Annotated in this window: 20 protein-coding genes; 5 read left to right on the forward strand and 15 right to left on the reverse strand. The window is 71.0% G+C overall.

All coding sequences use genetic code 11. The annotated features are described in order from the left end of the window. Position 1: 1 nt before the first annotated feature. The 4 genes from AB0310_RS06445 to AB0310_RS06460 form a co-directional block, all read right to left on the reverse strand. Positions 2–418, reverse strand: coding sequence for a DUF4233 domain-containing protein (locus tag AB0310_RS06445; RefSeq protein WP_366236817.1), 417 nt, complete (start codon positions 416–418; stop codon positions 2–4). After that, complete coding sequence (locus AB0310_RS06450) at positions 415–1,767, reverse strand: bifunctional folylpolyglutamate synthase/dihydrofolate synthase (RefSeq protein ID WP_280565584.1); 1,353 nt, start codon at positions 1,765–1,767, stop codon at positions 415–417. The genes AB0310_RS06445 and AB0310_RS06450 overlap by 4 nt, the downstream gene beginning before the upstream one ends. Next, a complete protein-coding gene (gene ileS, locus AB0310_RS06455) occupies positions 1,764–5,258 on the reverse strand; it encodes an isoleucine--tRNA ligase (RefSeq protein WP_366236818.1) in 3,495 nt (1,164 codons plus the stop codon). The genes AB0310_RS06450 and ileS overlap by 4 nt, the downstream gene beginning before the upstream one ends. 312 nt (positions 5,259–5,570) lie before the next feature. Further along, complete coding sequence (locus AB0310_RS06460) at positions 5,571–6,422, reverse strand: endonuclease domain-containing protein (RefSeq protein WP_259954585.1); 852 nt, start codon at positions 6,420–6,422, stop codon at positions 5,571–5,573. Between the two features lie 366 nt (positions 6,423–6,788). On the opposite strand from AB0310_RS06460, the gene AB0310_RS06465 reads away from it, so the two are divergent. Then, positions 6,789–7,430, forward strand: coding sequence for a pentapeptide repeat-containing protein (locus tag AB0310_RS06465; protein ID WP_366236819.1), 642 nt, complete (start codon positions 6,789–6,791; stop codon positions 7,428–7,430). Here the strand turns inward: AB0310_RS06465 and AB0310_RS06470 are convergent. The 11 genes from AB0310_RS06470 to AB0310_RS06520 form a co-directional block, all read right to left on the reverse strand. Continuing rightward, positions 7,420–8,928 (reverse strand): ATP-binding cassette domain-containing protein, encoded by a 1,509-nt coding sequence (locus AB0310_RS06470; RefSeq protein ID WP_366236820.1) that lies wholly within the window; start codon positions 8,926–8,928, stop codon positions 7,420–7,422. The genes AB0310_RS06465 and AB0310_RS06470 overlap by 11 nt on opposite strands. Continuing rightward, positions 8,925–9,737, reverse strand: coding sequence for an ABC transporter permease (locus AB0310_RS06475; RefSeq protein WP_366236821.1), 813 nt, complete (start codon positions 9,735–9,737; stop codon positions 8,925–8,927). The genes AB0310_RS06470 and AB0310_RS06475 overlap by 4 nt, the downstream gene beginning before the upstream one ends. After that, positions 9,734–10,678: an ABC transporter permease gene (locus AB0310_RS06480; RefSeq protein WP_366236822.1), complete on the reverse strand. Its 945-nt coding sequence runs from the start codon at positions 10,676–10,678 to the stop codon at positions 9,734–9,736. Before AB0310_RS06480 ends, AB0310_RS06475 begins: the two co-directional genes overlap by 4 nt. A gap of 46 nt (positions 10,679–10,724) precedes the next feature. After that, entirely contained in the window at positions 10,725–12,338 is a 1,614-nt protein-coding gene (locus AB0310_RS06485; protein WP_366236823.1) for an ABC transporter substrate-binding protein, read from the reverse strand. A gap of 84 nt (positions 12,339–12,422) precedes the next feature. Further along, positions 12,423–13,949: a serine hydrolase domain-containing protein gene (locus AB0310_RS06490; protein WP_366236824.1), complete on the reverse strand. Its 1,527-nt coding sequence runs from the start codon at positions 13,947–13,949 to the stop codon at positions 12,423–12,425. Then, positions 13,946–14,659 carry a type 1 glutamine amidotransferase gene (locus AB0310_RS06495; RefSeq protein ID WP_366236825.1) on the reverse strand — a complete coding sequence of 238 codons (714 nt, stop codon included), beginning with the start codon at positions 14,657–14,659 and terminating at the stop codon, positions 13,946–13,948. The genes AB0310_RS06490 and AB0310_RS06495 overlap by 4 nt, the downstream gene beginning before the upstream one ends. Further along, complete coding sequence (locus AB0310_RS06500) at positions 14,656–15,786, reverse strand: dipeptidase (RefSeq protein WP_366236826.1); 1,131 nt, start codon at positions 15,784–15,786, stop codon at positions 14,656–14,658. The genes AB0310_RS06495 and AB0310_RS06500 overlap by 4 nt, the downstream gene beginning before the upstream one ends. Next, positions 15,770–16,657, reverse strand: a complete 888-nt coding sequence (locus AB0310_RS06505) for an aminotransferase class IV (RefSeq protein WP_366236827.1) — start codon at positions 16,655–16,657, stop codon at positions 15,770–15,772. Before AB0310_RS06505 ends, AB0310_RS06500 begins: the two co-directional genes overlap by 17 nt. A gap of 31 nt (positions 16,658–16,688) precedes the next feature. Next, positions 16,689–17,837 carry an o-succinylbenzoate synthase gene (menC, locus tag AB0310_RS06510; protein ID WP_259954572.1) on the reverse strand — a complete coding sequence of 383 codons (1,149 nt, stop codon included), beginning with the start codon at positions 17,835–17,837 and terminating at the stop codon, positions 16,689–16,691. Then, positions 17,834–18,523, reverse strand: coding sequence for a MurR/RpiR family transcriptional regulator (locus AB0310_RS06515; RefSeq protein ID WP_259954571.1), 690 nt, complete (start codon positions 18,521–18,523; stop codon positions 17,834–17,836). Before AB0310_RS06515 ends, menC begins: the two co-directional genes overlap by 4 nt. After that, complete coding sequence (locus tag AB0310_RS06520) at positions 18,520–19,296, reverse strand: hypothetical protein (RefSeq protein WP_366236828.1); 777 nt, start codon at positions 19,294–19,296, stop codon at positions 18,520–18,522. Before AB0310_RS06520 ends, AB0310_RS06515 begins: the two co-directional genes overlap by 4 nt. Positions 19,297–19,389: 93 nt before the next feature. Between AB0310_RS06520 and AB0310_RS06525 the strand changes: the two genes are divergently transcribed. From AB0310_RS06525 to AB0310_RS06540, 4 genes are all read left to right on the forward strand, one after another. Continuing rightward, positions 19,390–20,538 carry a M20 family metallopeptidase gene (locus AB0310_RS06525; protein ID WP_366236829.1) on the forward strand — a complete coding sequence of 383 codons (1,149 nt, stop codon included), beginning with the start codon at positions 19,390–19,392 and terminating at the stop codon, positions 20,536–20,538. 287 nt (positions 20,539–20,825) lie between these two features. Further along, complete coding sequence (locus AB0310_RS06530; RefSeq protein WP_315714110.1) at positions 20,826–22,658, forward strand: ABC transporter substrate-binding protein; 1,833 nt, start codon at positions 20,826–20,828, stop codon at positions 22,656–22,658. 72 nt (positions 22,659–22,730) lie between these two features. Next, complete coding sequence (locus AB0310_RS06535) at positions 22,731–23,774, forward strand: ABC transporter permease (RefSeq protein ID WP_101845193.1); 1,044 nt, start codon at positions 22,731–22,733, stop codon at positions 23,772–23,774. Continuing rightward, on the forward strand, positions 23,771–24,685 hold the full coding sequence (locus tag AB0310_RS06540) for an ABC transporter permease (RefSeq protein WP_082758500.1): 915 nt from the start codon (positions 23,771–23,773) through the stop codon (positions 24,683–24,685). Before AB0310_RS06535 ends, AB0310_RS06540 begins: the two co-directional genes overlap by 4 nt.

Genomic DNA, 24,685 nt, shown 5'->3' on the forward strand with positions numbered 1-24,685 from the left:
GTCATTCACTCTCTGTGTCTGCGTTCTGCGCGGTCGGAGCCCCGCTCGGGCGTCGTGCGTCCAGGCGGGCCCCCATGATGGTCGCATACGCCCACATCCCGCCGAAAATCAGGACGACGAGGAGCACGGCGGGGACCGCGATGGCCGAGAGGGCCACGACGATCTGGACGATCCAGCCGGCGGCGATCGCCCACGGCTTCGTGATCATGCCGGCGATGACGACGCAGGCCACCGCGACGACGGCACCGCCCACGATCCCCCACCACTGCTCGATGCCCGACGGAAGCGCCTTCAAGCCGAAGATGGTGAGGCCGACGAGGAAGACGACGATCGCCTCGAAGCCGAGCACCACCGGGGCGAGCTTCTGTACGAGGGTGCGCGGCGCGCGCGGTCGACGCGGTGCGGCGGAGGCACTCACGCGCGCCACCCCGACTTCCAGTCCTCCTCCTCGGAGAGCGCGATCGCCTCGCCCGCGAGCACGACGGAGCCGGCGATGACCACGGCCCGACGATCCGACGAGGCCGCCCACTCCCGCGCCGCGTCCGCGGCATCCGCGAGCGACGGGTGCACGGTGGCGCGCTGTCCGGCCTGTTCGACGAGGTCGGCGATGAGGTCGGCATCGCTGGCGCGGTCGGACTCCGGCGCGGTCGCGAACACGTGCGCGGCGGCGGGCGCGAGACGCGCGACGATGCCCGCGGCGTCCTTGTCCGCGAGGACGCCGAGCACGAGTCCCCACTCGTCGAAGTCGAAGCTGTCGTCCAGCGCCTGGGCGAGCGCTGCGGCGCCGTGCGGATTGTGCGCGGCGTCGACGATGACGGTGGGGGCGATGCCGAGGAGCTGCAGACGGCCGGGAGACGTGCTGCCCTGCAGGCCGTCCGAGATCACTCCGCCTGCGATGGCCTGGCCGGCCCCGCCGATCAGCGACTCGACGGCGGCGACGGCGAGGGCCGCGTTGTGACCCTGGTGCGCGCCGTACAGCGGCAGGTACTCCTCCTCATACTGCCCGGCGAGGCCGCGGATGGTGAGGAGCTGACCGCCGACGGCGAGCTTCTGCTCGGAGAGCCCGAAGTCCTCGCCCTCGAAGGCGATGGTGGCGTGACGCTCCGCGGCCACGCGACGCAGGACCTCGGCGGCTTCAGCCGGCTGCTGGGCGGAGACGACGGCAGCGCCTTCCTTGATGATGCCGGCCTTGACCTGGGCGATCTCCGCGATCGTGCTTCCCAGGCGGTCCGCGTGGTCGATGTCGATCGGAGCGAACACCGCCACGTCGCCGTCCGCGGTGTTCGTGGAGTCCCACTCCCCTCCCATGCCGACCTCGAGCACGAGCACGTCGACGGGGGCATCGGCGACGGCGACGAAGGCGAGGACCGTGAGCAGCTCGAAGAACGTCAGCGGGGCCTCCCCCGCCGCCTCGAGCTCGGCGTCGACGATCCCCACGAACGGCTCGATCTCGTCCCAGGCGTCGGCCACGGCCTCGTCGGCGATCGGCTCACCATCGATCATGATGCGCTCGGTGAAGCGCTCCAGGTGCGGGCTCGTGAACAGGCCAGTGCGCAGGTCATGGGCACGCAGCAGGCTCTCGATCATGCGCGCGGTCGACGTCTTGCCGTTGGTGCCGGTGATGTGGATAACGCGGTAGGTGCGCTGCGGGTCGTCGAGGTACTCGAGGATGCGGGCCGTGCGCTCCTTGCGCGGCTGCACCCAGCGTTCCCCGGCACGGCTCAGCAGCGTCTCATAGACGGCGTCGGCCCGGTCTCTCGCACTCATGCGCCCACCTTCTCCAGGTTCGTGTCGATCGTGACGAGGAGCGGTGCCTTCCCGGCCCCGAGGGCCTTCGCCCCGCTCCGATGCACGCCGTCTCCGGGGCTCGTGACCTCGTCGACGAGCCGGTCGAGGTCATCGGTCGGCTGCACGGCGAAGGCCACGGCAAGCGTCTCGGCGGCAATGAGGTCGGCGTGGGTCTCCAGCGCCGCCGCCTCCGCGGGGGCGGCGTTGAGCGCCAGCACGATCCGGTCGCTGACGTCGAGGCCCGCGTTCTTGCGCGCCTCCTGCACGACGCGGATGGCGTCGCGGGCGATGCCCTCGGCCTCCAGCTCCGGCGTCGTGTCGGTGTCGAGCAGGACGAACCCGCCGGACGGGACGATGGCCAGGGCCTCCCCCTCGGGGCGACCCGTGGTCTCCAGCACGAGATCGTACTCCGCGGGCTCCAGCGCGATGCCGCCGGCGGTGACGACGCCGTCGGTCTCGGACCAGTCACCCGAGCGCGCGGCCTGGATGGCCTTCTGCACGTCCTTGCCGAGGCGCGGACCCGCCGCGCGGGCGTTCACGCTCAGCCGGTGGCTGATGCCGTACTCCCCTGCCGCCTCGTCGGTCAGCGGGACGAGCTCGACGGTCTTGACGTTGAGCTCCTCGCGGAGGATGTCCTCGAACTGGCCGAGGTCGGCCGCGAGCGGAGAGACCACCGTGAGCCGTGCGAGCGGCAGGCGCACGCGCAGCTTCTCCTTCTTGCGCAGCGCGTTGCCGACGCTCGACAGCTCACGGACGGCATCCATGGCGTCGCGGATCTCGTCGGCCGCCGGGAACTGCTCCGGATCCGGCCAGTCCTGCAGATGCACGCTGCGCCCGCCGGTGAGGCCCTGCCACACGCGCTCGCTGATGAGCGGGACGAGCGGCGCGGCCACGCGGCACAGCGTCTCCAGCACGGTGTAGAGCGTGTCGAAGGCCTCGCGGCTCTTCGGGTCGTCCGTCACACCTACCCAGAACCGGTCGCGCGAACGACGGATGTACCAGTTCGTCAGCACCTCGGCGAAGTCCCGGAGTCGCGCGGACGCGGTGGTCGAGTCCAGACCCTCCAGGTCGGCGCGGACCTCGCGGACGAGATCGCCCAGTCGCGCGAGGATGTACCGGTCGAGGACGTCGGTCGAGTCGGTGCGCCACGACGCCTCGTACCCGCCTCCCTGGGTTGCCGAGCCTGCTCCTCCCTGGGGTGCTGAGCCTGCTCCTCCCTGGGGTGCTGAGCCTGCTCCTCCCTGGGGTGCTGAGCCTGTCGAAGCATTCGCATACGTCGCGAAGAAGTACCACGAGTTCCACAGCGGCAGCAGGAACTCGCGCACGCCGGAACGGATGCCCTCCTCGGTGACGATGAGGTTCCCGCCGCGGAGCACCGCGCTGGACATGAGGAACCAGCGCATGGCGTCGGACCCGTCGCGGTCCAGCACCTCGGACACATCCGGGTAGTTCCGCAGCGACTTCGACATCTTGTAGCCGTCGCTGCCGAGCACGATGCCGTGGCAGCTGACGCCCGTGAACGCCGGGCGGTTGAACAGCGCCGTCGAGAGCACGTGCATGACGTAGAACCAGCCGCGGGTCTGACCGATGTACTCGACGATGAAGTCCGCCGGCGAGTGCGAGTCGAACCACTCCTGGTTCTCGAACGGATAGTGCACCTGGGCGTACGGCATCGAGCCGGAGTCGAACCACACGTCGAAGACGTCGCCGATGCGCCGCATCGTGCTCTTGCCCGTGGGGTCGTCGGGGTTCGGCCTCGTCAGGTCGTCGATGTACGGGCGGTGCAGGTCCACCTCACCCTCGGGGTTGCGCGGCAGCGTGCCGAAGTCGCGCTCCAGCTCCTCCAGCGAGCCGTAGGCGTCGACGCGCGGGTACTCCGGATCATCGCTCTTCCAGATCGGGATGGGCGAGCCCCAGTAGCGGTTGCGGCTGATCGACCAGTCGCGGGCACCCTCGAGCCACTTGCCGAACTGCCCCTCCTTCACGTTCTCCGGCACCCAGGTGATCTGCTCGTTGTTCGCGAGGAGGTCGTCCTTGATGTCGGTGACCCGGATGAACCAGCTCGACACCGCCTTGTAGATCAGGGGGTTCCGGCAGCGCCAGCAGTGCGGGTAGGAGTGCTCGTAGCTCTGCAGCCGGACCAGGCGGCCGTTGTCGCGGATGATGCGCACGAGCGGCGTGTTCGCGTCCATCCACAGCTCGCCCGCGACATCGGTGACGTTCGGGAGGAAGCGCCCGCCGTCGTCGAGGGACAGGATCGTCGGGATGCCGGCCGCGCCGGCGACGCGCTGGTCGTCCTCACCATAGGCGGGTGCCTGGTGGACGATGCCGGTGCCGTCGGTCGTGGTGACGTAGTCGTCGACGAGGATGCGCCAGGCGTTCCCGGTGCCGTAGGTCTCCTCGTCCGCGTAGTAGTCGAACAGACGGTCGTAGGTGACGTCGGCAAGATCTGCGCCGCGGAGCGTGGCGTCGACCGCGGCGAGCGCGTCCTCCGGGCTCTCGTAGCCGAGATCCTTGGCATAGCCGCCGAGCAGGTCCTTCGCGAGCAGGTAGCGGTGCGCGGAGGCCTCAACCGCGAGCTGGTCTGCCGAGGGAGCGGCGCGGCCCTGGTGCACGTCGGAGGCGCCGGCGGGACCGGCGGGCAGCACCACGTACTCGATGTCCGGGCCCACGGCGAGCGCGAGGTTGGTCGGCAGGGTCCACGGGGTCGTCGTCCAGGCGAGGGCGCGCACGCCGGTGAGGCCCAGCGCCTCGGCCTTCGCGCCGGTGAGCGGGAAGGTGACGGTGACCGACGGGTCCTGTCGCATCTGGTAGACGTCGTCGTCCATGCGGAGCTCGTGGGCGGACAGCGGCGTCTCATCGCGCCAGCAGTACGGAAGGACCCGGTAGCCCTCGTAGGCGAGTCCCTTGTCGTACAGGGTCTTGAAGGCCCACAGCACGCTCTCCATGTAGCCGAGGTCGAGCGTCTTGTAGCCGCGCTCGAAGTCCACCCACCGGGCCTGGCGGGTGACGTAGTCCTCCCACTCCCGCGTGTACTTCAGGACCGAGGAGCGTGCCTTCTCGTTGAAGACGTCGATCCCCATCTCCTCGATCTCGCTCTTCTCCGTGATCCCGAGCTGCTTCATCGCCTCGAGCTCGGCCGGGAGCCCGTGGGTGTCCCACCCGAAGACGCGGTCGACCTTGTGCCCGATCATCGTCTGGAAGCGCGGGAACACGTCTTTCGCGTAGCCCGTGAGCAGGTGGCCGTAGTGCGGCAGGCCGTTCGCGAAGGGAGGGCCGTCGTAGAACACCCACTCGGGGGCACCCTCGCGCTGCTCGATGGAGGCGCGGAAGGTGTCGTCGGTCTTCCAGAAGTCGAGCACCTCCTCCTCGATCTGCGGGAAGCGGGGGCTCGGCGCCACAGACCCCTGGGTACCTGAGCTGGTCGAAGGGTCGGCAGCGGGGCCGAAGGAGGAGCGCGGGTAGGTCATGGTCTCTCGCAGTGGTCGTCGTGGCGGATGCTGCTGCGAGGACGATCCTCGCGGACCGCGGTACCACCTCGCGTGCCCCTGCGTCCCCTCGACAAGCTCAGAGACCCACGGACCACTCTCACTGCGGCTGTGACGGGCCTGCCCCGCTCGGTTCTACTGAGTCCGTCGCCGGACCGTTCTTCCGAGAGCTCCCCGGTGATGGCCGGATCGATGCTCGTGTGCCCATTGTACGCGTGCTCCTCCCCACGCGGATTCTCTTCGACGTCGCAGGGACCGGAGCCAACCCTGCGACCAGGGGCGGAATCCGCGACATCACGCCGTGCGGGCACGATGCAGTCCCTGGGCGACGGCGCGCATGATGAGGTCCTGCACCGCGGGCCACTCGTCCATCACCTGGTGATAGCCGAGACGGATGACGTGGAAGCCGCGCAGCTTCAGCTCCGCATCGTGAGCGTTGTCCTGGTCGCGCTGGGCTCCGACATGGGTGCCACCGTCGATCTGCAGCACGAGCCGCTCCCCGATCAGGGCGTCCACCCGATGCCCGGCGATCCACGTCTGGAAGCGCAGCGGCAGACGGAGCCAGCGCAGTCGCACGCGCAGGTAGGTCTCGAGTCCCGCATCCGCGAACGGCAACGCCTCGGCCAGGAGCCGCCGCCCGCGCGGTCCCCAGCGGAGGCGGAGCAGCCTCTCTCGATCGACGAGTCCCTTGTTCAATGCCGACTCCCAGGTCGCGAGCGCCTGTTCGTACGGCTCGCACGTGGACACCAGGCTCAGCACGTTCTCGATCGGGTCCTCCAGGGCATCAGGATGTCGTGGGACCAGGGGCCGAGCCCAGTGCACGCGCGCCTCCGGTGGCTTCCCGCCCCTGCTGCCCGGGCTGGCGGCCAGGTGAAGGCGCGGTCTCTCGTCGTGCACCCAGATCCCGAGGCGCCGCGCCTGCGTCACGCACGTCATCAGAACACCGTGCTGCGCCGCGGTCACCCGAAGCGGATCAGCATCGGGCAGCGCCACCCACCCGACCCGCACCCGGTGGATGATCCGCTCCGCCACCGCCGTCTCGAGGTCGTACCGGCTGACCCCGCGTTCCCGGAGCCGCTCGACCCTCGCGACTCCGTCGACCTCGCGCATCGCCTGCAGCAGCCGCGCCCGCCTCATCCCGTTCATGCCCCTGATACTGCTTCCGGCCCCCTCCCTCGTTCCCTGCCTCGGCCAGCTCCTCCCATGCCCTGTGCACAACTCCCCCACTCCCCCTCCTGTGCAGCCCGAGTCCCTCTCCTCCCCGGCCCCGTCCGACGTCGCAGATTCGCGCCCATGTCGGACGTTCCCGCGGAGAACCTGCGACACAGTGCAGATCAGCGAGCTCCTACAGGGCGAGTCCCAGAGCCCCGGAGCCGGGGTTAGCCGGGGTGAGGTCGCAGATCGGGACTCCCGTCGCAGGGGCTGCAAGGGAGAGTACGAGGCAGCGAGGATCTGCGACGTCGTACCGGAACGGGAAGCGGGGGTGTCGGAGGGAGGACATAGCCTCGGAGGATGCCGAAGTCCCCGAGTGCACCCCGAGTCTCCGCGCCCGACCTGCCACCGGTGCTGGAGCCGCGCGTGGCCGCCCGCCGCGCCGATCTCCTCGCCGCCGCGCTGGAGCTGACCGGCACCGTCGATCTCTCCTACGCCACGCTCGAGCAGTGCGCGGTGCAGGCAGACGCCGACAGCATCGACCTCACCGGGGCCACGCTCCTCGACGTCGACCTCCCCGACCCGCGTATCGCGTCGCTCCGGATGCGGAACGCGAGCATCCGTCGGCTCCGGATCACGGGCGGCCGCATCGGGACCCTCGATCTCAGCGACGCCCGCGTGGCGGAGCTCGAACTGCGGGACGTGCGCATCGACTATCTCAACCTGGGTGCCGCCCGCGCCGAGGACGTCGATGTCGTGGGATGCGCCGTCCGCACGATCGACATCCCGCAGTCGGAACTCACGCGCGTCCGGTTCCAGGCCACGCGCAGCGACGAGGTCGACCCCCGGGGCCTGCGCGCGACAGACCTCGATCTCCGCGGCCTCGACGCGCTCTCCTACCTCGACGTCCAGAGCCTCCGCGGCGCGACCCTCTCGTCCCTGCAGGTGCAGCAGCTCGCGCCGGTGATGGCAGCGGGACTCGGGATCGTCGTCACGGACTGACGGGGCCGCTCGCGGCGAGCAGCTCCTTGGTGAACGGATGCTGCGGGGCGGCGAACACCTCAGCCGTGCGCCCCTGCTCCACGATCCGGCCGTCCTGCATGACCAGGACGTCGTCCGCGACCGCGCCGACGACATCGAGGTCGTGCGAGACGAAGACCATCGTCAGCCGCCGTTCCCCCTGCACCCGTGCGAGGAGCCGGAGCACCCGCTCCCGCACCGACGGGTCGAGGGCGGAGACGGGCTCGTCCAGCACCAGCACGTCCGGGTCGGCGGCCAGCGCTCGGGCCAGAGCCGCCCGCTGCCGCTGCCCGCCCGACAGCGCCGCCGATCGTCGTACCGCCAGACTCTCCTCGAGCCCGACCTCGGCGAGCAGCGCACGCACCCGTGATCGACGCGCGCCGCGCGGCACGCCTCCCGCCTCCAGCGCCTCCTCCAGCGACCGCCCGACCGTCCAGCGCGGGTCGAACGCCCCGAGCGGGTTCTGATGCACGAGCTGCACCCGCGGCGCCCCGGCCCAGCGCAGCTCTCCGGAGGTCGGGGTCTCGACGCCCACCATCATCCGTGCAAGGGTCGTCTTGCCCGACCCGGACTCGCCGACGATGCCCAGCGTGCGGCCGGTGGGCACCGTGAACGACGCGTCGACGACGGCCGGCACCCCGCCGAACGCCTTGGACACTCCCTCCGCGACGAGCATGACCCCAGGGGACGCCGTGCGCTCCTCCCGCGGCTCGTGCATCGTCGCCGCGATGAGCTGCTGCGTGTAGGGGTGCTGCGGGGCGGCCAGTACCTCCGCGACCGGCCCGGATTCCACGATCCGGCCGTCCTTCATCACGAGCACCCGGTCCGCCACCCGCCGCACGGCGGCGAAATCGTGACTGATGAAGACCACGGCGGTGCCGTCGTCGACGATCTCCCGCAGGAGCACGAGGATGCGGGCCTGCACCGTCGCATCCAGGGCCGTGGTGGGCTCATCCGCGACGAGCACGGCGGGGTTCCCGGCCAGCGCCGAGGCGATGAGTGCGCGCTGCCGCAACCCTCCGGAGAGCTCCTGCGGACGCTGCCGTGCACGGCGGTCGGGGTCGGGCATCCAGACCCGCGCGAGGAGGTCCCGGACGCGCGCGGCGACGACCGCCCGGCCGCGCGCGAGGCGGTGCAGCCGCAGCGGCTCCGCGATCTCGTCCGCGATCCGCCGCAGCGGGTCCAGCGACACCAGCGCGTCCTGGGAGACGAGGCCGATCCCGGTCCCTCGTATCCGCCGCCAGCCGCGCTCGGTGAGGGCGGCGGCGTCCACCCCGTCGATGCGGAGTCGGTCGACGGCGACGTCGGCTGCCGGCGGAGTGAGGCCGAGCAAAGCGCGGGCCGAGAGCGACTTCCCGGCCCCCGACTCTCCCACGATCGCGACGCACTCGCCGGCCTCCACAGCGAACGACACGCCCTCCACGACGGGAGTCCCCGCGAAGGCGATCCGCAGCTCCTCGACCTCCAGCGCCGCACTCATGCGTCCCTCCCGTCCGCCCGAGCCCGGAGGATCCGTCCGATCACGGTCCCACACACCACCGTCAGCGTGATCGCGAGACCGGGGAAGACCGACACCCACCACGCCTGTCCGAGCACATTGCGACCGCCGGCGAGCATGAGACCCCACTCCGGGGTCGGCTCGGACGGCCCGAGACCCAGGAAGCTCAGTCCGGCGGCGGCGAGGATGCTCGATCCGATGCCGATCGTCGCCAACACGCTCAGCGATCCCAGCACCCCGGGCACGACATGGCGTCGGAAAGCCCGCAGCGGCGGCACGCCCAGGATGCGGGCGGCCTCGACGTGCTCGGCCACGCGCAGCGTCCTGGTCTGCACGCGGGCGAGCCGCACGTACACGGGCGCGGCCGCCAGGGTGACCGCGATCGCGATGTTCACCGGCCCCGGTCCCAGCACGGCCACCACGACGAGCGCCACCAGGAACTCGGGGAACGCCATGAGGACGTCGTTGATGCGCATGAGCGTGACGTCGACACCGCGCGGAGACATGCCGGCGAGCGCCCCCACGAGCAGGCCGGCGGCGAGGGCGATGGCGGTGGCGAGAAGTCCGATCCCGACCGAGCGCCCCGCGCCGAACACCACGCGGGAGTACACGTCGCGGCCGCTCTGGTCGGTACCGAAGAGATGCTCGGCACTCGGCGGCAGGAGCGCGGCCCGCACCTCGGTCTGCAACGGATCGTGCGTGGCGAGCAGTCCCGGCCACAGGGCGGCGACGGCGATCACGGCCAGCACGGCTGCGGCGGACCCGAGCAGGAGCCGCTGGCCCCGACTCATACGGCGCCTCCCGACCGGGGCGCAGCGACGCGCGGGTCGATCAGCGGGTGCACGAGCTCCACCACCACGTTGATGACGACGAAGACGAGAGCGCTCAGCAGGATGATGCCGGTGAGGACCGGGAGATCCCGGTCGTTGATGGCGGCGAGGGTGACCCGCCCCACGCCGGGCCGGGCGAACACGGTCTCGACGAGGACCGCGCCCCCGAGCACCGAGCCGGTGAGATAGGCCGCGAGGGTGACCGCCGACGCGGCGCCGTGCCGCACCCCGTGCCGCAGCGTGAACCAAGTCGGCCCCGCGCCACGCGCGCGGACGGTCTCCGCGAACGGCATCCGCTCCGCCTGCATCAACCCGTCGCGCAGCACCTGGCTCAGCAGCGCCGCCACCGGGAGGGCGAGCGTGATCGCCGGCAGCACGATGGTCGCCGGGTTGCGGGTGCCCGAGACGGGGAACCACCCCAGTCCGAACGCGAAGACGCTGAGCAGCAGCAGCCCGATCCAGAACACCGGCGAGGAGAGCACCACGAGCTCGACGCCGGCGGCGATGGTGCGCCCGACACGACCCCGCACGAAGAGGGCGACCGCGAGAGCGAGCACGACGGCGATCACCAGGGCGAGGGCGGACAGCTGCACGGTCGCCCCGAGCTGCCGTCCGATGACCTCCGACACCGGAAGCCGCAGCTGGTACGACTCGCCGAGGTCGCCGCGGGCGAGCTGCCCGATGAAGCCGACATACTGCTCCAACGGCGGACGGTCGAGGCCGAGGTCGGCGCGGATGCCGTCCTTGACGGCCTCACTCACCTGCGCCTGCGGGCCCAGCATCACCGAGACCGGGTCGCCGGGGATCACCCGGAAGGCCAGGAATGCGACGGTCGCGGCCCCCCACAGCACGATGACCACCGAGGCCACGAGCCCGAGGGCGCGGCCGAGCACCGCCTTCACGGTTCGATCACTCCGCCCGCTCCCTCGAAACGACGGCCGCCGGATGTCAGCCGAGGCTCACATCGTAGAAGAGCGGCCGCCCGTAGAGGTCGTAGTCCAGACCCTGCACGCGCTCGCCGACCGCCGTGATCGCCGAGGGGCTGTAGAGCGGGACGATGGCCGTGTACTCCGCGTTCCACTGCTGCAGCTGCGTGTAGAGCTCGTTGCGGGCGTCCTGATCACTCGACGCGACGGCCTCTTCCAGGAGCGCGTCGATCTCCGGATCGCTCACCTGCGAGGCGTTCTGGAAGCCGTCGGTGTGCAGGTGCGCACGGAGGAAGTCGGCGTCCACGCCGGAGAAGCCCCAGTCGGTGAGGTCGAACGTCTTCGGCTCGTACTGGGCGTTGTAGGCGCCGGGCTCCAGCTCCTCGCGCTCCACCTCGAAGCCGATGGCCTTGAGGTCCGACTGGATCGCGTTGGCCAGCGCCGCGCGGTCATCCGGGACCGGGGTCCAGGCGATCCACCGCACGGACAGGCGCTCGCCGTCCTTCGTGCGGATGCCGTCCGCGTCGCGCTCCGTCCAGCCGGCCTCGTCGAGCAGGGCGTTCGCGGCGTCCTGATCGAACGGCCAGGAGTCCTCCAGCGACGCGTCGTAGCCCGGGGTCGTGCTGCCGAGGACGCTCCACGCCCGCGGGAACTGCCCGAAGTAGATCTCCTCGACCGCCGCGTCGACGTCGATGCCGCGGGCGAACGCCTGCCGCACCTTCTCGTCGGCGAAGACGCCGTACTTCTCGTTCAGGTAGAGCGAGTAGGGCAGTCCCGGGTACTCCACCGAGTCGACCGTGACGCCGGCGTCGTCGAGACCGGCGACCTGGTTCGGCGGGATGTTGCTGGCGAGGTCGGCTTCGCCGCTCTCGATCACTCCGGTACGCACCGACGCCTCCGGCTGGATCTGCACGCGCAGCGTCTCGAACGCCGGCGCCTTCGTCTCGTGCGGGCCCCAGGCGTAGTCGTCGTTGCGCGTGTAGACGATCTCCTGGTCGGCGGTGTACTCGGTGAGCACGAACGGCCCGGTGCCGACCGTGACGTCGGGGCCGCCCGCCTTGAGCTTGTCGGCCGACTCGGCGAGCACGGCCGGCGAGTAGAAGCCGAGCTGCGGGGTGCTGGCCGCCTGGAGGAACGGCGCATACGGCTGCGTGAACGAGACCTTCACCGTGTGGTCGTCGACGACCTCGGTGCCGGCGTAGAAGTCTGCACCGAGCATGCTCGATGCCTGCGCCGACGCGGTCTCCGGGTCGACGATCCGGTCGAAGTTCGCCTTGACGGCCTCCGCATCGAACGGCTCGCCGTCCGTGAAGGTCACGTCGTCGCGCAGCGTGAAGGTGTACTCCGTGCTGTCCGGCGAGACGTCCCAGCTCGTCGCGAGCCACGGGCTGAACGTGCCGTCGTCCTCCTGGAACACCAGGGAGTCGAGCACCGCGCGCTGCACCATGCCGGAGACGTCGAGCTGGCTCACCTGCGGGTCCATGTGCCCCGCGGACAGGTTCGCGCCCTCGATCGACCAGACGAGCTCACCGCCGTCGCTCTCCGTGGACGGGCCGGCGCACGCGGTCAGCACCAGGGCGGTGGCGGCGGCGAGCGCGGCGAGGGGAAGGAGGCGACGCACAGGGGTGGCGGGCATGAGGATTCCTCAGAACGGACGGGTCGGGATGCCTCCATCCTAGGGCGGTTTGTTGGACCCGGTCGATCTGTGCAGGTCGCGGTATCAGAGCGACGGCAGGACGACCAGGTGCCGCTCGGTCGCTCCGGCTCGCTCCCCCTCGACCCGTGTCTGCCCTGGCGCGACGACCGCCGCGCTGAGCCCCTGCACGCGAGGCTCCGGCAGCCCGACCAGCCGCACGTCGACGAGGAGGTCGCCGCGGGTCCCCGCGATCCGCCAGCGCAGCTCGGCCTCCGTCGCCGCGGCCACCACGCGATCGGGGAACGGGTCCTGCTCCGCGCGGAATCCGCCGATCTCCTGAACCTGTGCCGCCAGCCGGGCATCGCGGACGTCGGCCGGGATGTCGTCGAGCACATGGTCGGCGAGGAACGGGTACGTGGCGGCGGGCCGTCCCGAGCGGATCGCGACGTCGAGAGCCTGCGCGGCGGCGACCGTCTCCGCCCACGGGTGCAGGACGGCGGAGGGGGCGTCCGTCCGTTCGAGCAGCTGCTGGAGCGCGGCGCCTGCGATCCGCCGGGCGCCGAACTCGTCGGAGTTCCCGAAGGCGACGACGCCGATGCCGCTGGCCGCGTGCCAGCGCATGTGCGCCGAGAATCCGGGAAGACCGCCGGAGTGCTGCACGATCCGCCCGAACCGCCGGTCGTCCTCGACGAAGAGGCCGTAGCCGTAGCCGGCCCCCGCAAGGTCGCGCCCGTCGAACATCGCCGACGGCACCGGGATCGGGGTGCGGGCCTGCTGCAGCTCCCGTCGCGACGCCGGAGCCAGCACGTCGGGCGCCAGCGGGTCGTCGGTGAAGGCCGAGCCGAGGAACCACATCCATCTCGCGATGTCGTCGACGGTGCTGAACATGCTGCCGATGCAGCCGAGCGCGCCCGACCCCACGAACGGCTCAGGGCGGAACGTGGTGCCGTCGTCGAACGTCCGGAACCCGCCGGCCAGCGTCTCCGGCGCGAAGCCGTCCGACACGTGTGCCGTCCGGCGCAGCCCGAGGGGCTCGAGCAGGGTCTCCCGGATCACGTCCTCCACCGTCCGCCCGGTCACCGCTTCCACGACGCGGCCGAGCAGCGACTGTCCGAGGTTGGAGTACTGGTAGACGGTTCCCGGCACGGCCGCGAGAGGCACCCCACCCGCGAACAGGGCGGCGATCTCGGCCCGCGAGGCGCCGAGGTGCCGATCCACCCAGGCGTTGTCCTCCCCTAGACCCGAGCGGTTGGAGAGCAGCAGGTCGCCCGTGACATCGACGTCAGCACCGCGGTGCCGCAGTCGGACATCGGGCAGGTAGGTGCGGATCGGCGCATGGAGGTCGAGCAGACCGCGGTCGCGCAACGAGAGCACGGTGGCGGCCAGGAAGCTCTTGGACATCGACGCGATGCGGAAGACGGTGTCCCGCGTCGTCGGGGCCTCATCGGCGCGGGGATGGCCGTGGGTGAGCACTGCGCGGACGCGCCCCCGTTCGGCCACCGCGGCGATGGCGGCCGGGGCGGCACGACGTGCGCGCTCGTCCAGGCCGTGCTGGAGAGCTTCTGCGGCGGTCTCCGTCGTGACGAGAAGACCCGCATCCGCGGGCGTCACGCCGGGACCTCGGCGCGCACCTCGTCGGCGAAGGCCTCGATGAGCGCGCGGCTGGCTGCGGTGTTGTGGTCGTGCACGCGCTCGGCGGCGGCGATGAGCGCGGGAAGCGAGCGTCCCTCTCCCCGCAGCGCCGCGTCGTCCCACCGCGCGAGGTCGGCGGCGGAGGCCTCGGGGTGGAACTGCACGCCGCGCACCCGCGCTCCTAGACGGAAGGCCTGGTTCTCGACGGCCGCGCTCGACGCCAGCAGCACCGCCGCGGGTGGCAGCCGCGTGATCATGTCCTGATGGTTCTCGATCATCGGAGCCTCGTCACCCAGCGCCGCGAACACGGCGTCCGTGCGTCCGGCCGCGGTCGGACGGATGGGGGTCGCGCCGCGCTCGATCGGTCCGGTCTTCTCAGCGACCTCGCCGCCGGCCACGTGGGCGAGCAGCTGACCGCCCAGACAGATGCCGAGCGTGGGGAGGTCGCGGGCGACGGCCTCCGCGGCGAGCGCCCGCTCTGCCGCGAGCCACGGTGCACGGTCATCGTCGTCCGGCATGAGCCCGCCGCCCAGCATCACGAGTCCTGCGTAGCCGTCCAGGGAGGGGGGCAGCGGCTGCTCGGCTCCCACGATCTCGTCGATGTCGATCGCCTTCTCCCGCAGCCAGGTGCCGAGGCGACGCGGGCCGGAGCTCGCCGAGTTCACGATCACGAGGACGCGCGGGGTCACAGCGCCCCCTCCCGCATCGTCGTGTCGACCGCCGGCGCGAGTGCGGCCGCGGCGGGCTCTCCTGCGCTGCCCGCGAGGAAGGCCTCGTGGTCGGGGTCGGAGGCCTCCAGCACGCGGAGGACGTTCTCGTGGGCCGCCGCCCGGAGGTCGTCCTCCGACCAGCCGCGACGCCGCAGCTCGGCGAACAGGGCCGGATACCCCGAGACGTCGCCGAGACCGTCCGGCATCGCATCGGAGCCGTCGTAGTCGGCACCGATCCCGACCGCATGCGCGCCGGCCACGCGACGCACATGATCGAGGTGATCGGCGACGTCGGCGACACCGACGCGCGGGGCCTCTCCCTCTCCCCCGGCCTCCCACCAGTCGCGGCGGGCCTGCGAGACGAACGTGGGCACGAACGGCACCATCACGACGCCGCCCTGCCCGCCGATCGCGGCGAGCACGTCGTCCGGCACGTTGCGGGGGTGGTCGCACAGGGCGAAGGCGCCGGAGTGGCTGACCATCACCGGGCGCGTCGTGACCTCGAGCGCGTGCCGCATCGTCGTCGGAGCGACGTGCGAGAGGTCGACGAGCACACCGATGCGGTTCATCTCGCGCACCACCTCGCGTCCGAAGTCCGTCAGACCGCCGTGGCGCGCCTCGTCGGTCGCGGAGTCCGCCCAGGCGATCGTCCGCGACCAGGTGAGGGTGAGATACCGAGCGCCGAGACGCGCGAACTGTCGCAGCACGGCCAGCGATCCGCCGAGCTGGTCGCCGCCCTCGATGCCGATGAGCGAGGCGATCCGCCCCTCGGCCATCGCCGCACGCACGTCGGCCGCCGTCCGAGCGATCGCGAAGCGCTGCGGGTGGGCGTCGACGAGCCGGTGCACGAAGTCGATCTGCTCGAGCGTGGCCACGACCTGCTCCGCCCCCTCCAGCACGGGATCGACCCAGACCGACCAGAACTGGCCGGCGACCCCGCCGGCGACCAGTCGCGGCAGGTCGGTCTGCGTGGCCGCCACCGACCCGGCGAGCTCCGCGGCCCGGTAGCCGAGCAGCGTCCTGCTCGCCCAGGCGAGATCGTTGTGGCCGTCGATCACCCGATCGATCGGCAGGTCCTCGTCGACCATCTCAGTCCTCTCGTCCATCCAGCACCGCGTTCATCCGCGCGGTGAGAGCGGGGTCCGCGCGGCGCGCGACGCCGTCCAGCTCCCGCACGGGCACGGCGCCGCGCGTGCTGGAGCAGAGCCACAGCGTCTCCGCCCGCTCCAGATCGTCCCGCACCATCGGACCGATGCGGGAGGGCATGTCGGCGAGTCCTGCGAAGACGTCGGCCTGGGTCGTCCCGGGGAGCACCCCGTGCTCGGGCGGTGGCGTGACCAGCGTCCCGTCGAGCAGCGCAATCAGCGTCGACCGCGGCCCTTCGAGCACGAAACCGTCGGCGCTGACGAAGATGACATCGTCCGCGCCCCGGCTCCGCGCCTCCCGCAGGGCCGCCTGGTTCACGGCGTACGCGAGGGATTTCGCCCCCTGCAGCAGCCAGGGCGCCGTCTCCATGACGTCGTGCCTGTATCCGCGGTCGAGGACCACCGCGGAGACGCCCCGCGCGCGGACGGCCTCCGGGTCCTCGCCCGCGAAGCCCAGCACCCACCCCGTCGGCCCGGCCGGGTCGATCTCGTCCCCGCGGGTCATCGCGATCTTGATCGAGGCGATCTCCCCCTCGCGGAGCACTCCGGGACGGGACACCTCGACGGCTGCGTGGCGCACCGCCCGTGCCCACCGCTCGCGGCGTGGCACGGGCAGCCCCAGGAGCTGCGCCGAACGCTCCAGTCGTGCGAGGTGCGCGTCCAGGGCCTGCGGCCTGGCCTGACGCACGACAGCGGTCTCGAACACGCCGTCGCCGCGGGTCACGCCGAGGTCGGTCGCCCGGATGATCGGCTCCCGCGGGTCGACCGGGTGGATCCCGCCCTCCGCGCCCTCGTCGGCGAGATCGAGCCGGTACAGCAGCAGTGCACGCATGGGATTCCGCTCTCGCAGGTTCGGGGGCCGGTCAGCCCGCGGTCAGGACGGCCTCGGGGGCCTCGGCCGCGGATGAGTCGAAGACCCGGGACGCGTCACGGGCGATGCGCTCGGCGAGCACCTCGTGTCCGATCCCCGGTCCGGTGGGGACCGTGACCCGGCCCGCGACGGCCGTCACCGGAGGGGTGATGATGTCGGACTCGTAGTACTTGTCCGAACCCGACACGTCCGACGGGAGCAGGAAGCCCGGAAGCGAGGACAGCGCGACGTTCGCGGCCCGCCCGACGCCGAACTCGTGCATTCCCCCGCACCACACCGGGATGCCCGCATCGCGTGCCATGTCGTGCGCGGCGCGGGCGACGGTCAGCCCGCCCATCCGCGACACCTTGATGTTGAGGACCCGCCCTGCACCCAGCCGGATCATGGTCCGCAGGTCGCCGAGGTCGACGACCGACTCATCCAGGCACACGTCCGTGTCGAGCCGCGCCTGCAGATCGGCGTGGGCCACGAGATCCCGCGGCGCGAAGGGCTGCTCGATCATGGTGAGCGCCTCACGGTCCAGGCGCCTGAACACCTCGGCCGCCCGGTCGTCATCCGCGTAGGCGCCGTTCGCATCCACGTGGAGGTCGAGGTCGGGGAAGGCACCGCGCACCGCGCGCACGGGCTCCACGTCCCACCCCGGAGCGATCTTGAGCTTGACGCGCGGGTAGCCGGCCGCGCGCTGCAGCTCGACCTGGGCGAGCAGCTCGTCGAGCGACGGCTCGATCCCCAGCGACACCCCGGCGACGACCTCGTCGCGCGTCCCGCCCAGGGCCGCGGCGAGCGCGATCCCGCGCATCCGGGAGGACAGGTCCCACACCGCTCCGGAGAACCCGGCCTTCGCGAACTCATGCCCGCGGACGCGTGCCCACGACGCCTCCAGAGCCGCCGGCTCGTCCCCGTCCGCACGGAGCAGCGCCGGCACGAGGTAGCGCGTCGCGATCTCCCACGCGGTGACCGTGGTCTCCGCGCCGTAGAACGGATCGCTCGGCGACGCGATCTCCCCCCAGCCGGTCTGCCCGTCGGCATCGGTGACCTCGACGAGCACGTGCTCGATGCCGGACTTGCGGTGCGAACTCGTCTCGAAGCTGTGACGCAGCGGCTGTCGAAGGGCGAACAGCCGGACGCGGACGACCCTCACGCGTCCTCCTCGGTGCGGGGGCGCGGCGTCTCGGGGCCGTAGAGACCCAGCCGTGCCACCAGCCGGTCCCGTTCGGCCAGCCGCCTCCGCGCGCCCTTCGCGCTCGCCGTGGTGAGCGCACTGAGCAGGTGGCACACCGCCGCGACCGGGGTCGGGGAGTCGGCATACGAGGCGGATCCGGTGCGCACCCGGATGAGCGAGGTCGCGATCGATGCGAGCGGGGCGTCCTCACTGTCCGTGATGACGACGAGCTGACCCCCGGCTTCATGGAAGAGCCGCCCGAGCCGCACGGTCTCCTCGCGGTAGCGCCGCAGGGAGAACGCGATGAGCACGTCGCTGGCCCGGACGTCGGTGAGCACGGTGAGCGGCTGCAGCGCGTGCCCGTCGACGAGGAACACGTTCGACAGCGTCGCCGAGAGATCCGCATTGAGCAGTTGCGCGTACGCCGCCGCCTTGCCCTCGCCTGCCACATACCGTCGTCGGGCACCGAGCAGCAGCGCGGCGGCCTGCGGGACCTGGGCCGATCGGCTGAGCTCCTCGAAGGTCTGGGCGAGCGTGCGCTGCTCGGTCTCGATGATCCGCGCCTGGATGCTCTCGGCGGAGAGGTTGGTACGGATGCGCTCGCCGTAGCGGTCCCGCGGAGAGACGAGGTCGCGATCCTCCTGGTCGTGGTCGTGGTCGTTCATGCCGTGCCCTCCCCGGGTGTCGCGCGGTAGACCGCCGTGTCGTCGTCGAGGCGCACGGCCCCGACGAGGACGTCCCCGCGGCGGAACGCCGCAGTCATCGTCCGCTCCAGATGCCGCCGCAGCACCGCACGATCCTCGGCGTCGAGCTCGCCGGGGCGGGTCGGGATCGCGATCCAGGTGCCGCCGTCCGCCGCCACGGCCCGCCCCCAGTCGTCCGGCCCGAGCTCAGGCGGGACCGGGAGGGTGCGGCGGGTCGGGTGATCGGCGGCGTCCAGATCCCAGGAGACCACCAGGCGGTCGGTGTCGGGACGGGCGTAGTAGTCCCGTTCGTACGCGATGCCGACGGCGCCGAGCGAGCTCAGGTTGAAATGGGCGTTGCGCGAGAGCAGCGGATCGAACGTCCACCGCATCGTCCGCTGCCCCCAGCGCAGAGCCACCGCGCGCTGCGCGAACTTGAGTGCCTGGCCGACGCCCCGCCCCTGGTGCGCGGCGTCGACGGCCGCCGCCTGTGAATAGTGGAACGACGCACCGGCGGTGTCGCAGCCGGCGAAGCCGTAGGCGAATCCGATCAGCGTTCCGTCGTCGGCGAAGGCGCCGACCGCGGAACCGCCGTTGCGGGCGAGGGCGGTGAGCAGGTTGGCGTTGAGCGCGTACTCGTTCTCCGTGTAGGCGAAGACGCGGGCGTACAGCGCGGCGGCCTCACGGAACTCGGCGTACTGGGTGAGTTCGCGGCAGCCGTGGGCGACACCGGCGGCCACCGAAGAAAGAGGCACGATACGTTTCCTAAGATCGAGAAGTCCTGCTGCTCTGAGCGATGCTATCGGCGGGTTGCGGGGTGATCAAGGGGCAAGATACGGTTCGTAACCGTGACGACTCCTTCGGCAGTGCGCGACGCGGACCATCCTTCCGACGACATCATCGCACTCGTGCGCGAACTCGTGCTGCTCGAGACGCCGAGCCGCGACGTCGAGGCGAGCGGCCGTATCGCCGACCTGCTGTCCGCGTGGTTCGCCGGCGTCGGCGGCACCGTCCAGCGGGTCCCGCACGAGCTCGGGACAGACCTCGTCATCGACGTCCCCGGCACCGGAGACCCGGTGCTCCTCATCGGCCACACCGACACCGTGTGGCCGGTCGGCACGCTGGCGGACGACCTGCCATGGAGCGAGGAGGGCGATGTCGTGCGCGGCCCCGGCTCCTACGACATGAAAGCCGGCATCGTCGTGATGCTGGAGACGCTGCGCCGCCTGCAGCCCCTGCCGCTCGCACAGCGGCGCGCGGTGCGGATCGCGCTGGTCGCGGACGAGGAGATCGGCTCGCCGGTCTCGGGCCCCCTGCTCGCGGAGCGGGCTCGAGGTGCGGCCTGCGCCATCGGGTTTGAGTCCCCGCATCCCGACGGCGCCCTCAAGGTCGGCCGCCGCGGCAGTGCCCGGGTGCGCATCGCCGTCACCGGACGTGCGGCCCACGCCGCGCTCGACCCGGAGCACGGCGTCTCGGCGATCGACGAACTCGTCGACCAGCTCCTGCGGGTCCGCGCGATCGTCGCCGACCCGGATCTGCCGAGCCCGGTGCTCTGCAACGTCGGGGTCATCGACGGCGGGGCGCGCACCAACGTGGTGCCGGCGCAGGCCGCGGCCGAGATAGGACTCCGCTTCCTCGACCCGGACTCCGAGGAGCGCGTCCTCGCCGCTCTCCGCGGTCTGACCCCCGTGCGCCCTGGCGCCGACGTCGAGGTCGCCGTGCTCAGCGCCCGACCCGCCTGGCGTGCCTCCGCGGCGGACGCCACCTTCCTCGCGCGGATCGCCGAGGAAGGGGCCGCGCTCGGCCAGCACGTCGACGGCCGCCCCGCGGCCGGCGCGGGCGACACCAACCTCCTCGGCGGCCGCGGGCTCCCGACGGTCGACGGCTTCGGCCCGCGGGGTGGCGGCGCGCACGCGGTGGACGAGCACTTCCTGCGTTCCTCCCTGCACGAACGCATCGCGCTCCTGCGCGCCGTGCTCACCATCCCGACGGAGTGACGATACGATTCCGGTTCCCGCGCCCGAGCGGAACCGACCCGGGATACGTTCCGGATGTCTGGGACGTGTGACCACCGTCCGCCTCGGCGATCTCTCCCGGCGCATCCTGGCATCCGCGTGTTTCCGCCGTGTTACACCCCCTCGACGGCCGGCGATCTTTCCGGGTGTCGGCACTTTTCTTCCGCGATACGCATCGAATGTCTTGACCGCGCGGCCGTCTTCCGCTTGCATGGTCAGCACCGACCCGGCTTCACTGTGGATCCGGGCGGCGCCCGAAGGGACCTTCCATGCGTCTTGCCCCCCGCTCCAGAACCGTGCGAAGTCTGACCGCCGCCGCGATCGCCTCCGCGCTCCTCATCGCCGCTCCGGTCGGTGCCGCCCAGGCGCAGTCCGTCAGCGCGGCCACCGAGTCCCCGGCGTCCGAGACGACGCTCCGGATCGCCACCTCCGGATTCGTGGACACGTTCAACCCGTTCATCTCGATCTATCTGACGCCGACGAACATCATCCGGTACGTCTACGAGTCGCTCGTGCAGAACGACGCCGAGGACGGCTCCCCCACGAAGGGCCTCGCTGACAGCTGGGAGGCGACGGACGGCGGCCAGACGTGGACCTTCACCCTCCAGGACGACCTCGTCTGGTCGGACGGTGAGCCCATCACCTCCGCCGATGTGAAGTACACGTACGACCAGATGATGACGGTCCCCGCCCTCGGCACCGCCAACGGCAACCTCGTCTCGAACTTCGACACCGTCGAGACCCCCGACGACAAGACCGTCGTGATCACCCTGAAGACGCCGCAGGCCCCGAACCCCGGCTCGGAGATCCCGATCGTCCCGAAGCACATCTGGGAGGCGGTCGACGACCCCACCACCTTCACCAACGACGCCGACGTCGTCGGCTCCGGTCCGTTCGTCCTCGACAGCTACTCGGCCAACCAGTCCATCGTGCTGAAGGCGAATGAGAACTTCTGGCGCGGCGCCCCCAAGATCGACGCGATCCAGTACGTGTACTACACGAACTCCGACGCCCAGGTGCAGGCGCTCAAGGCGGGCGACGTCGACCTCGTCACCGGCCTCACCCCGACGCAGTTCTCGGCGCTCGACGGCGTCGACGGCGTCACCACGCACTCCGGCGAGGGCCGCCGCTACCACTCGATCAGCATCAACGTCGGTCAGCAGACGCGCGACAACGTGCCCTACGGCACCGGCAACGCCGCGCTGAAGGAGCTCGAGGTCCGCCAGGCCATCCGCCTCGGCACCGACACGGCCACCCTGCTCGACAAGGTGCTGGACGGCGAGGGCACGCTCGCCACGAGCTTCATCCCGGCGTCCTTCCCGAAGTGGCACCTCTCCGACGACGACGACGTGATCGTCGGCTTCGACCCCGAGGCCGCACAGGCGAAGCTCGACGAGGCCGGCTGGGTTCCCGGCGCGGACGGCATCCGCGAGAAGGACGGTCAGCGCCTGAGCCTGCGCCTGCTGACGGATGCGGACGATGCCAACGAGCAGTCCATCTCCGACTTCTTCGTCCCGTGGATGAAGGACATCGGGATCGAGATCACGGTCGAGTCCACCGACTCCGACACGATCAGCGCGAAGGCCACGTCCGGCGACTACGACCTGTACTTCAGCGGCTGGTCGGTCAATCCCGACCCCGACTACCAGCTGGGCATCAACACCTGCATGAATCTGCCGACCGCGACCGACGGCACCGGCGGCACCACGCAGGACGGGTACTGCAACCCGGAGTTCGACGAGATGTACGCCGCGCAGCGCTCCGAGATCGACCCGGAGAAGCGCCAGGAGATCGTGCACGACATGCTCGCGCTGAACTACACCGACACCGCGCAGGTCGCGACCTGGTACGCCAACTCGCTGGAGGCCTACCGCTCCGACCGCTTCACGGGCTTCACCCTGCAGCCGAAGGACGGCGGCATCATCGCCAACCAGGCCGGCTACTGGGGCTACCTGACCGTCGAGCCCGTCGAGGGGGCGACCGCCGGCGGCACCGGCACGAACACCGGACTCATCATCGGAGGCGTCGTGGTGGGGGTGGTCCTGATCGGAGGACTCATCTTCTTCCTGATCCGTCGCCGCAACATCGCCGACGTCGAATGAGTCCGGCGAGACGCCGCGGGTGGCGGGCTTCCGCCCCCGCGGCGTCTCCCGGTCCGCTGTAAGGAGACCCCCATGTCCAACGCGGTTCCCCCGTCCACCTCCGCCATCGCGACGAGCGCCGCGGCCGAGGAGCAGCCGAAGGGCGTCGGCGCCCTCCGCTACTTCCTGGTCAAGCTCGGCGGCGCGGCCATCAGCCTGGCGATGGTGATCCTCCTCGGATTCTTCGCCTTCAAGATCCTGCCGGGCGATCCGGTCGCCTCGATCGCCCGTGAGCGCGGCATGAGCGCCGAGCAGGCCGACCAGCTACGCGAGCAGCTCGGCCTGAACAAGCCCCTGTGGCAGCAGTTCGTCGACTACCTCGGCAACGTGTTCACCCTGAACTTCGGCACGAGCTACGTCTACCGCACCTCCGTGTCCGAGCTCATCGGCCAGTACTTCTGGAACACGATCCTCCTCACCGGCACGGCGGCGATCATCGCGATCGCGCTCGGTCTCTGGCTCGGGCAGAAGGCGGCCTGGAAGCACGGCTCCACCTTCGACCGCATCGTCTCCGGCACCTCGCTCGTGTTCTGGTCGGTTCCGACCTTCTGGCTGGCGCTGCTGCTCCTGATGATCTTCGGCGGCACGCTGCACTGGTTCCCGACCGGAGGCATGGTCTCCCCCAACCCGCCCACCGATCCGGTCGGCGCGGTCTTGGACGTGATCTCGCACATGGTGCTCCCGGTCATCACGATGGTCGCGGTCGTCTACGCGCAGTACCTGATGGTGATGCGCAGCTCGCTCCTCGAGGAGATGGGCGCCGACTACCTCACGACCGCGCGGGCCAAGGGCCTCAGGGAAGACCTCGTCCGCCGTCGGCACGCCGTCCCCAACGCCCTGCTGCCGACCGTGACGCTCGTCTTCATGCACATCGGCGGCCTCATCGCCGGGGCGGTCACGGTGGAGACGGTGTTCTCCTGGCCCGGGCTCGGGAAGCTGACCTTCGAGGCCATCTCCGGACCCGACCTTCCGCTCCTGCAGGGCACCTTCGTGGTGTTCTCCACGATCATCATCGCGATGAACCTCATCGCGGACCTCATCTATCGTCAGCTCGACCCGAGGGTGAGGCGCGCATGACCACGGCATCCCCGACCATCCGTTCACCCCGTGCTCTGGCGTGGCACCGCCGCGGCACCGCGTTCGTCGACTTCTGCCGGCAGTTCGCCCAGCACCGGGCGGGCATGGTGGGCCTCGTCTTCCTCGTGATCGTAGCGCTCATCGCGATCTTCGCCCCCGTGATCGCCCCCGCCAGCATGCTCGACGTCACGAAACTCGTCGACGTGCAGCGCTTCGCCCCGCCGTCCTGGGAGCATCCCCTCGGCACCGATCATCAGGGTCGCGAGATCTGGGTCCGCATGGTGTGGGGCGCCAGGGTGTCCCTGCTCGTCGGCCTCGCCGCCACGGCGATGTCGATGATCATCGGCACTCTCGTCGGCCTCTCGGCGGGCCACTTCACCGGCTTCTTCGGCGGGCTGATGATGCGCATCATCGACTTCTTCCTCGTGCTGCCGTCGCTGATCCTCGCGATCGTGCTGTCGTCGGTGCTGAGCCGCGGCGTCTGGACCATCATCATCGCGATCGGCCTGACCTCGTGGGCCGGTACCGCCCGCGTCGTCCGCGCGCAGACCCTCTCCGTGGAGTCGCGCGACTACATCGAACGCTCGCGGGCCCTCGGCGCCGGGCACTGGCACATCATCATGAAGCACCTCCTCCCCGGGGTGCTGCCGCTCGTGCTCGCCAACACGACGCTCACGGTCGGCTCGGCGATCATCTCCGAATCCACCCTGGCGTTCCTCGGCCTCGGCGACACCACGCTGCAGTCCTGGGGCTCGATCCTGAAGAACGCGATGGACGTCTCCGCGGCGACCAGCGGCTACTGGTGGTACGTGCTCGTGCCCGGCATCGCCATCGTCCTCGTCGTGCTGTCGTTCACCCTGATGGGCCGTGCCGTCGAGAACATCACCAACCCGACGCTGAGGAGCCGCTGA

Source organism: Microbacterium meiriae, assembly GCF_040702565.1.
Classification (GTDB): domain Bacteria; phylum Actinomycetota; class Actinomycetes; order Actinomycetales; family Microbacteriaceae; genus Microbacterium; species Microbacterium meiriae.

What these genes read in the sequence shown, in the direction of transcription:
- AB0310_RS06450 (WP_280565584.1), bottom strand. Translation starts at nt 1,767, where the DNA reads ATGAGTGCGAGAGACCGGGCCGACGCCGTCTATGAGACGCTGCTGAGC.
- ileS (WP_366236818.1), bottom strand. Translation starts at nt 5,258, where the DNA reads ATGACCTACCCGCGCTCCTCCTTCGGCCCCGCTGCCGACCCTTCGACC.
- AB0310_RS06460 (WP_259954585.1), bottom strand. Translation starts at nt 6,422, where the DNA reads ATGAACGGGATGAGGCGGGCGCGGCTGCTGCAGGCGATGCGCGAGGTC.
- AB0310_RS06465 (WP_366236819.1), top strand. Translation starts at nt 6,789, where the DNA reads ATGCCGAAGTCCCCGAGTGCACCCCGAGTCTCCGCGCCCGACCTGCCA.
- AB0310_RS06470 (WP_366236820.1), bottom strand. Translation starts at nt 8,928, where the DNA reads ATGAGTGCGGCGCTGGAGGTCGAGGAGCTGCGGATCGCCTTCGCGGGG.
- AB0310_RS06475 (WP_366236821.1), bottom strand. Translation starts at nt 9,737, where the DNA reads ATGAGTCGGGGCCAGCGGCTCCTGCTCGGGTCCGCCGCAGCCGTGCTG.
- AB0310_RS06485 (WP_366236823.1), bottom strand. Translation starts at nt 12,338, where the DNA reads ATGCCCGCCACCCCTGTGCGTCGCCTCCTTCCCCTCGCCGCGCTCGCC.
- AB0310_RS06500 (WP_366236826.1), bottom strand. Translation starts at nt 15,786, where the DNA reads ATGGACGAGAGGACTGAGATGGTCGACGAGGACCTGCCGATCGATCGG.
- AB0310_RS06505 (WP_366236827.1), bottom strand. Translation starts at nt 16,657, where the DNA reads ATGCGTGCACTGCTGCTGTACCGGCTCGATCTCGCCGACGAGGGCGCG.
- AB0310_RS06515 (WP_259954571.1), bottom strand. Translation starts at nt 18,523, where the DNA reads ATGAACGACCACGACCACGACCAGGAGGATCGCGACCTCGTCTCTCCG.
- AB0310_RS06530 (WP_315714110.1), top strand. Translation starts at nt 20,826, where the DNA reads ATGCGTCTTGCCCCCCGCTCCAGAACCGTGCGAAGTCTGACCGCCGCC.
- AB0310_RS06535 (WP_101845193.1), top strand. Translation starts at nt 22,731, where the DNA reads ATGTCCAACGCGGTTCCCCCGTCCACCTCCGCCATCGCGACGAGCGCC.
- AB0310_RS06540 (WP_082758500.1), top strand. Translation starts at nt 23,771, where the DNA reads ATGACCACGGCATCCCCGACCATCCGTTCACCCCGTGCTCTGGCGTGG.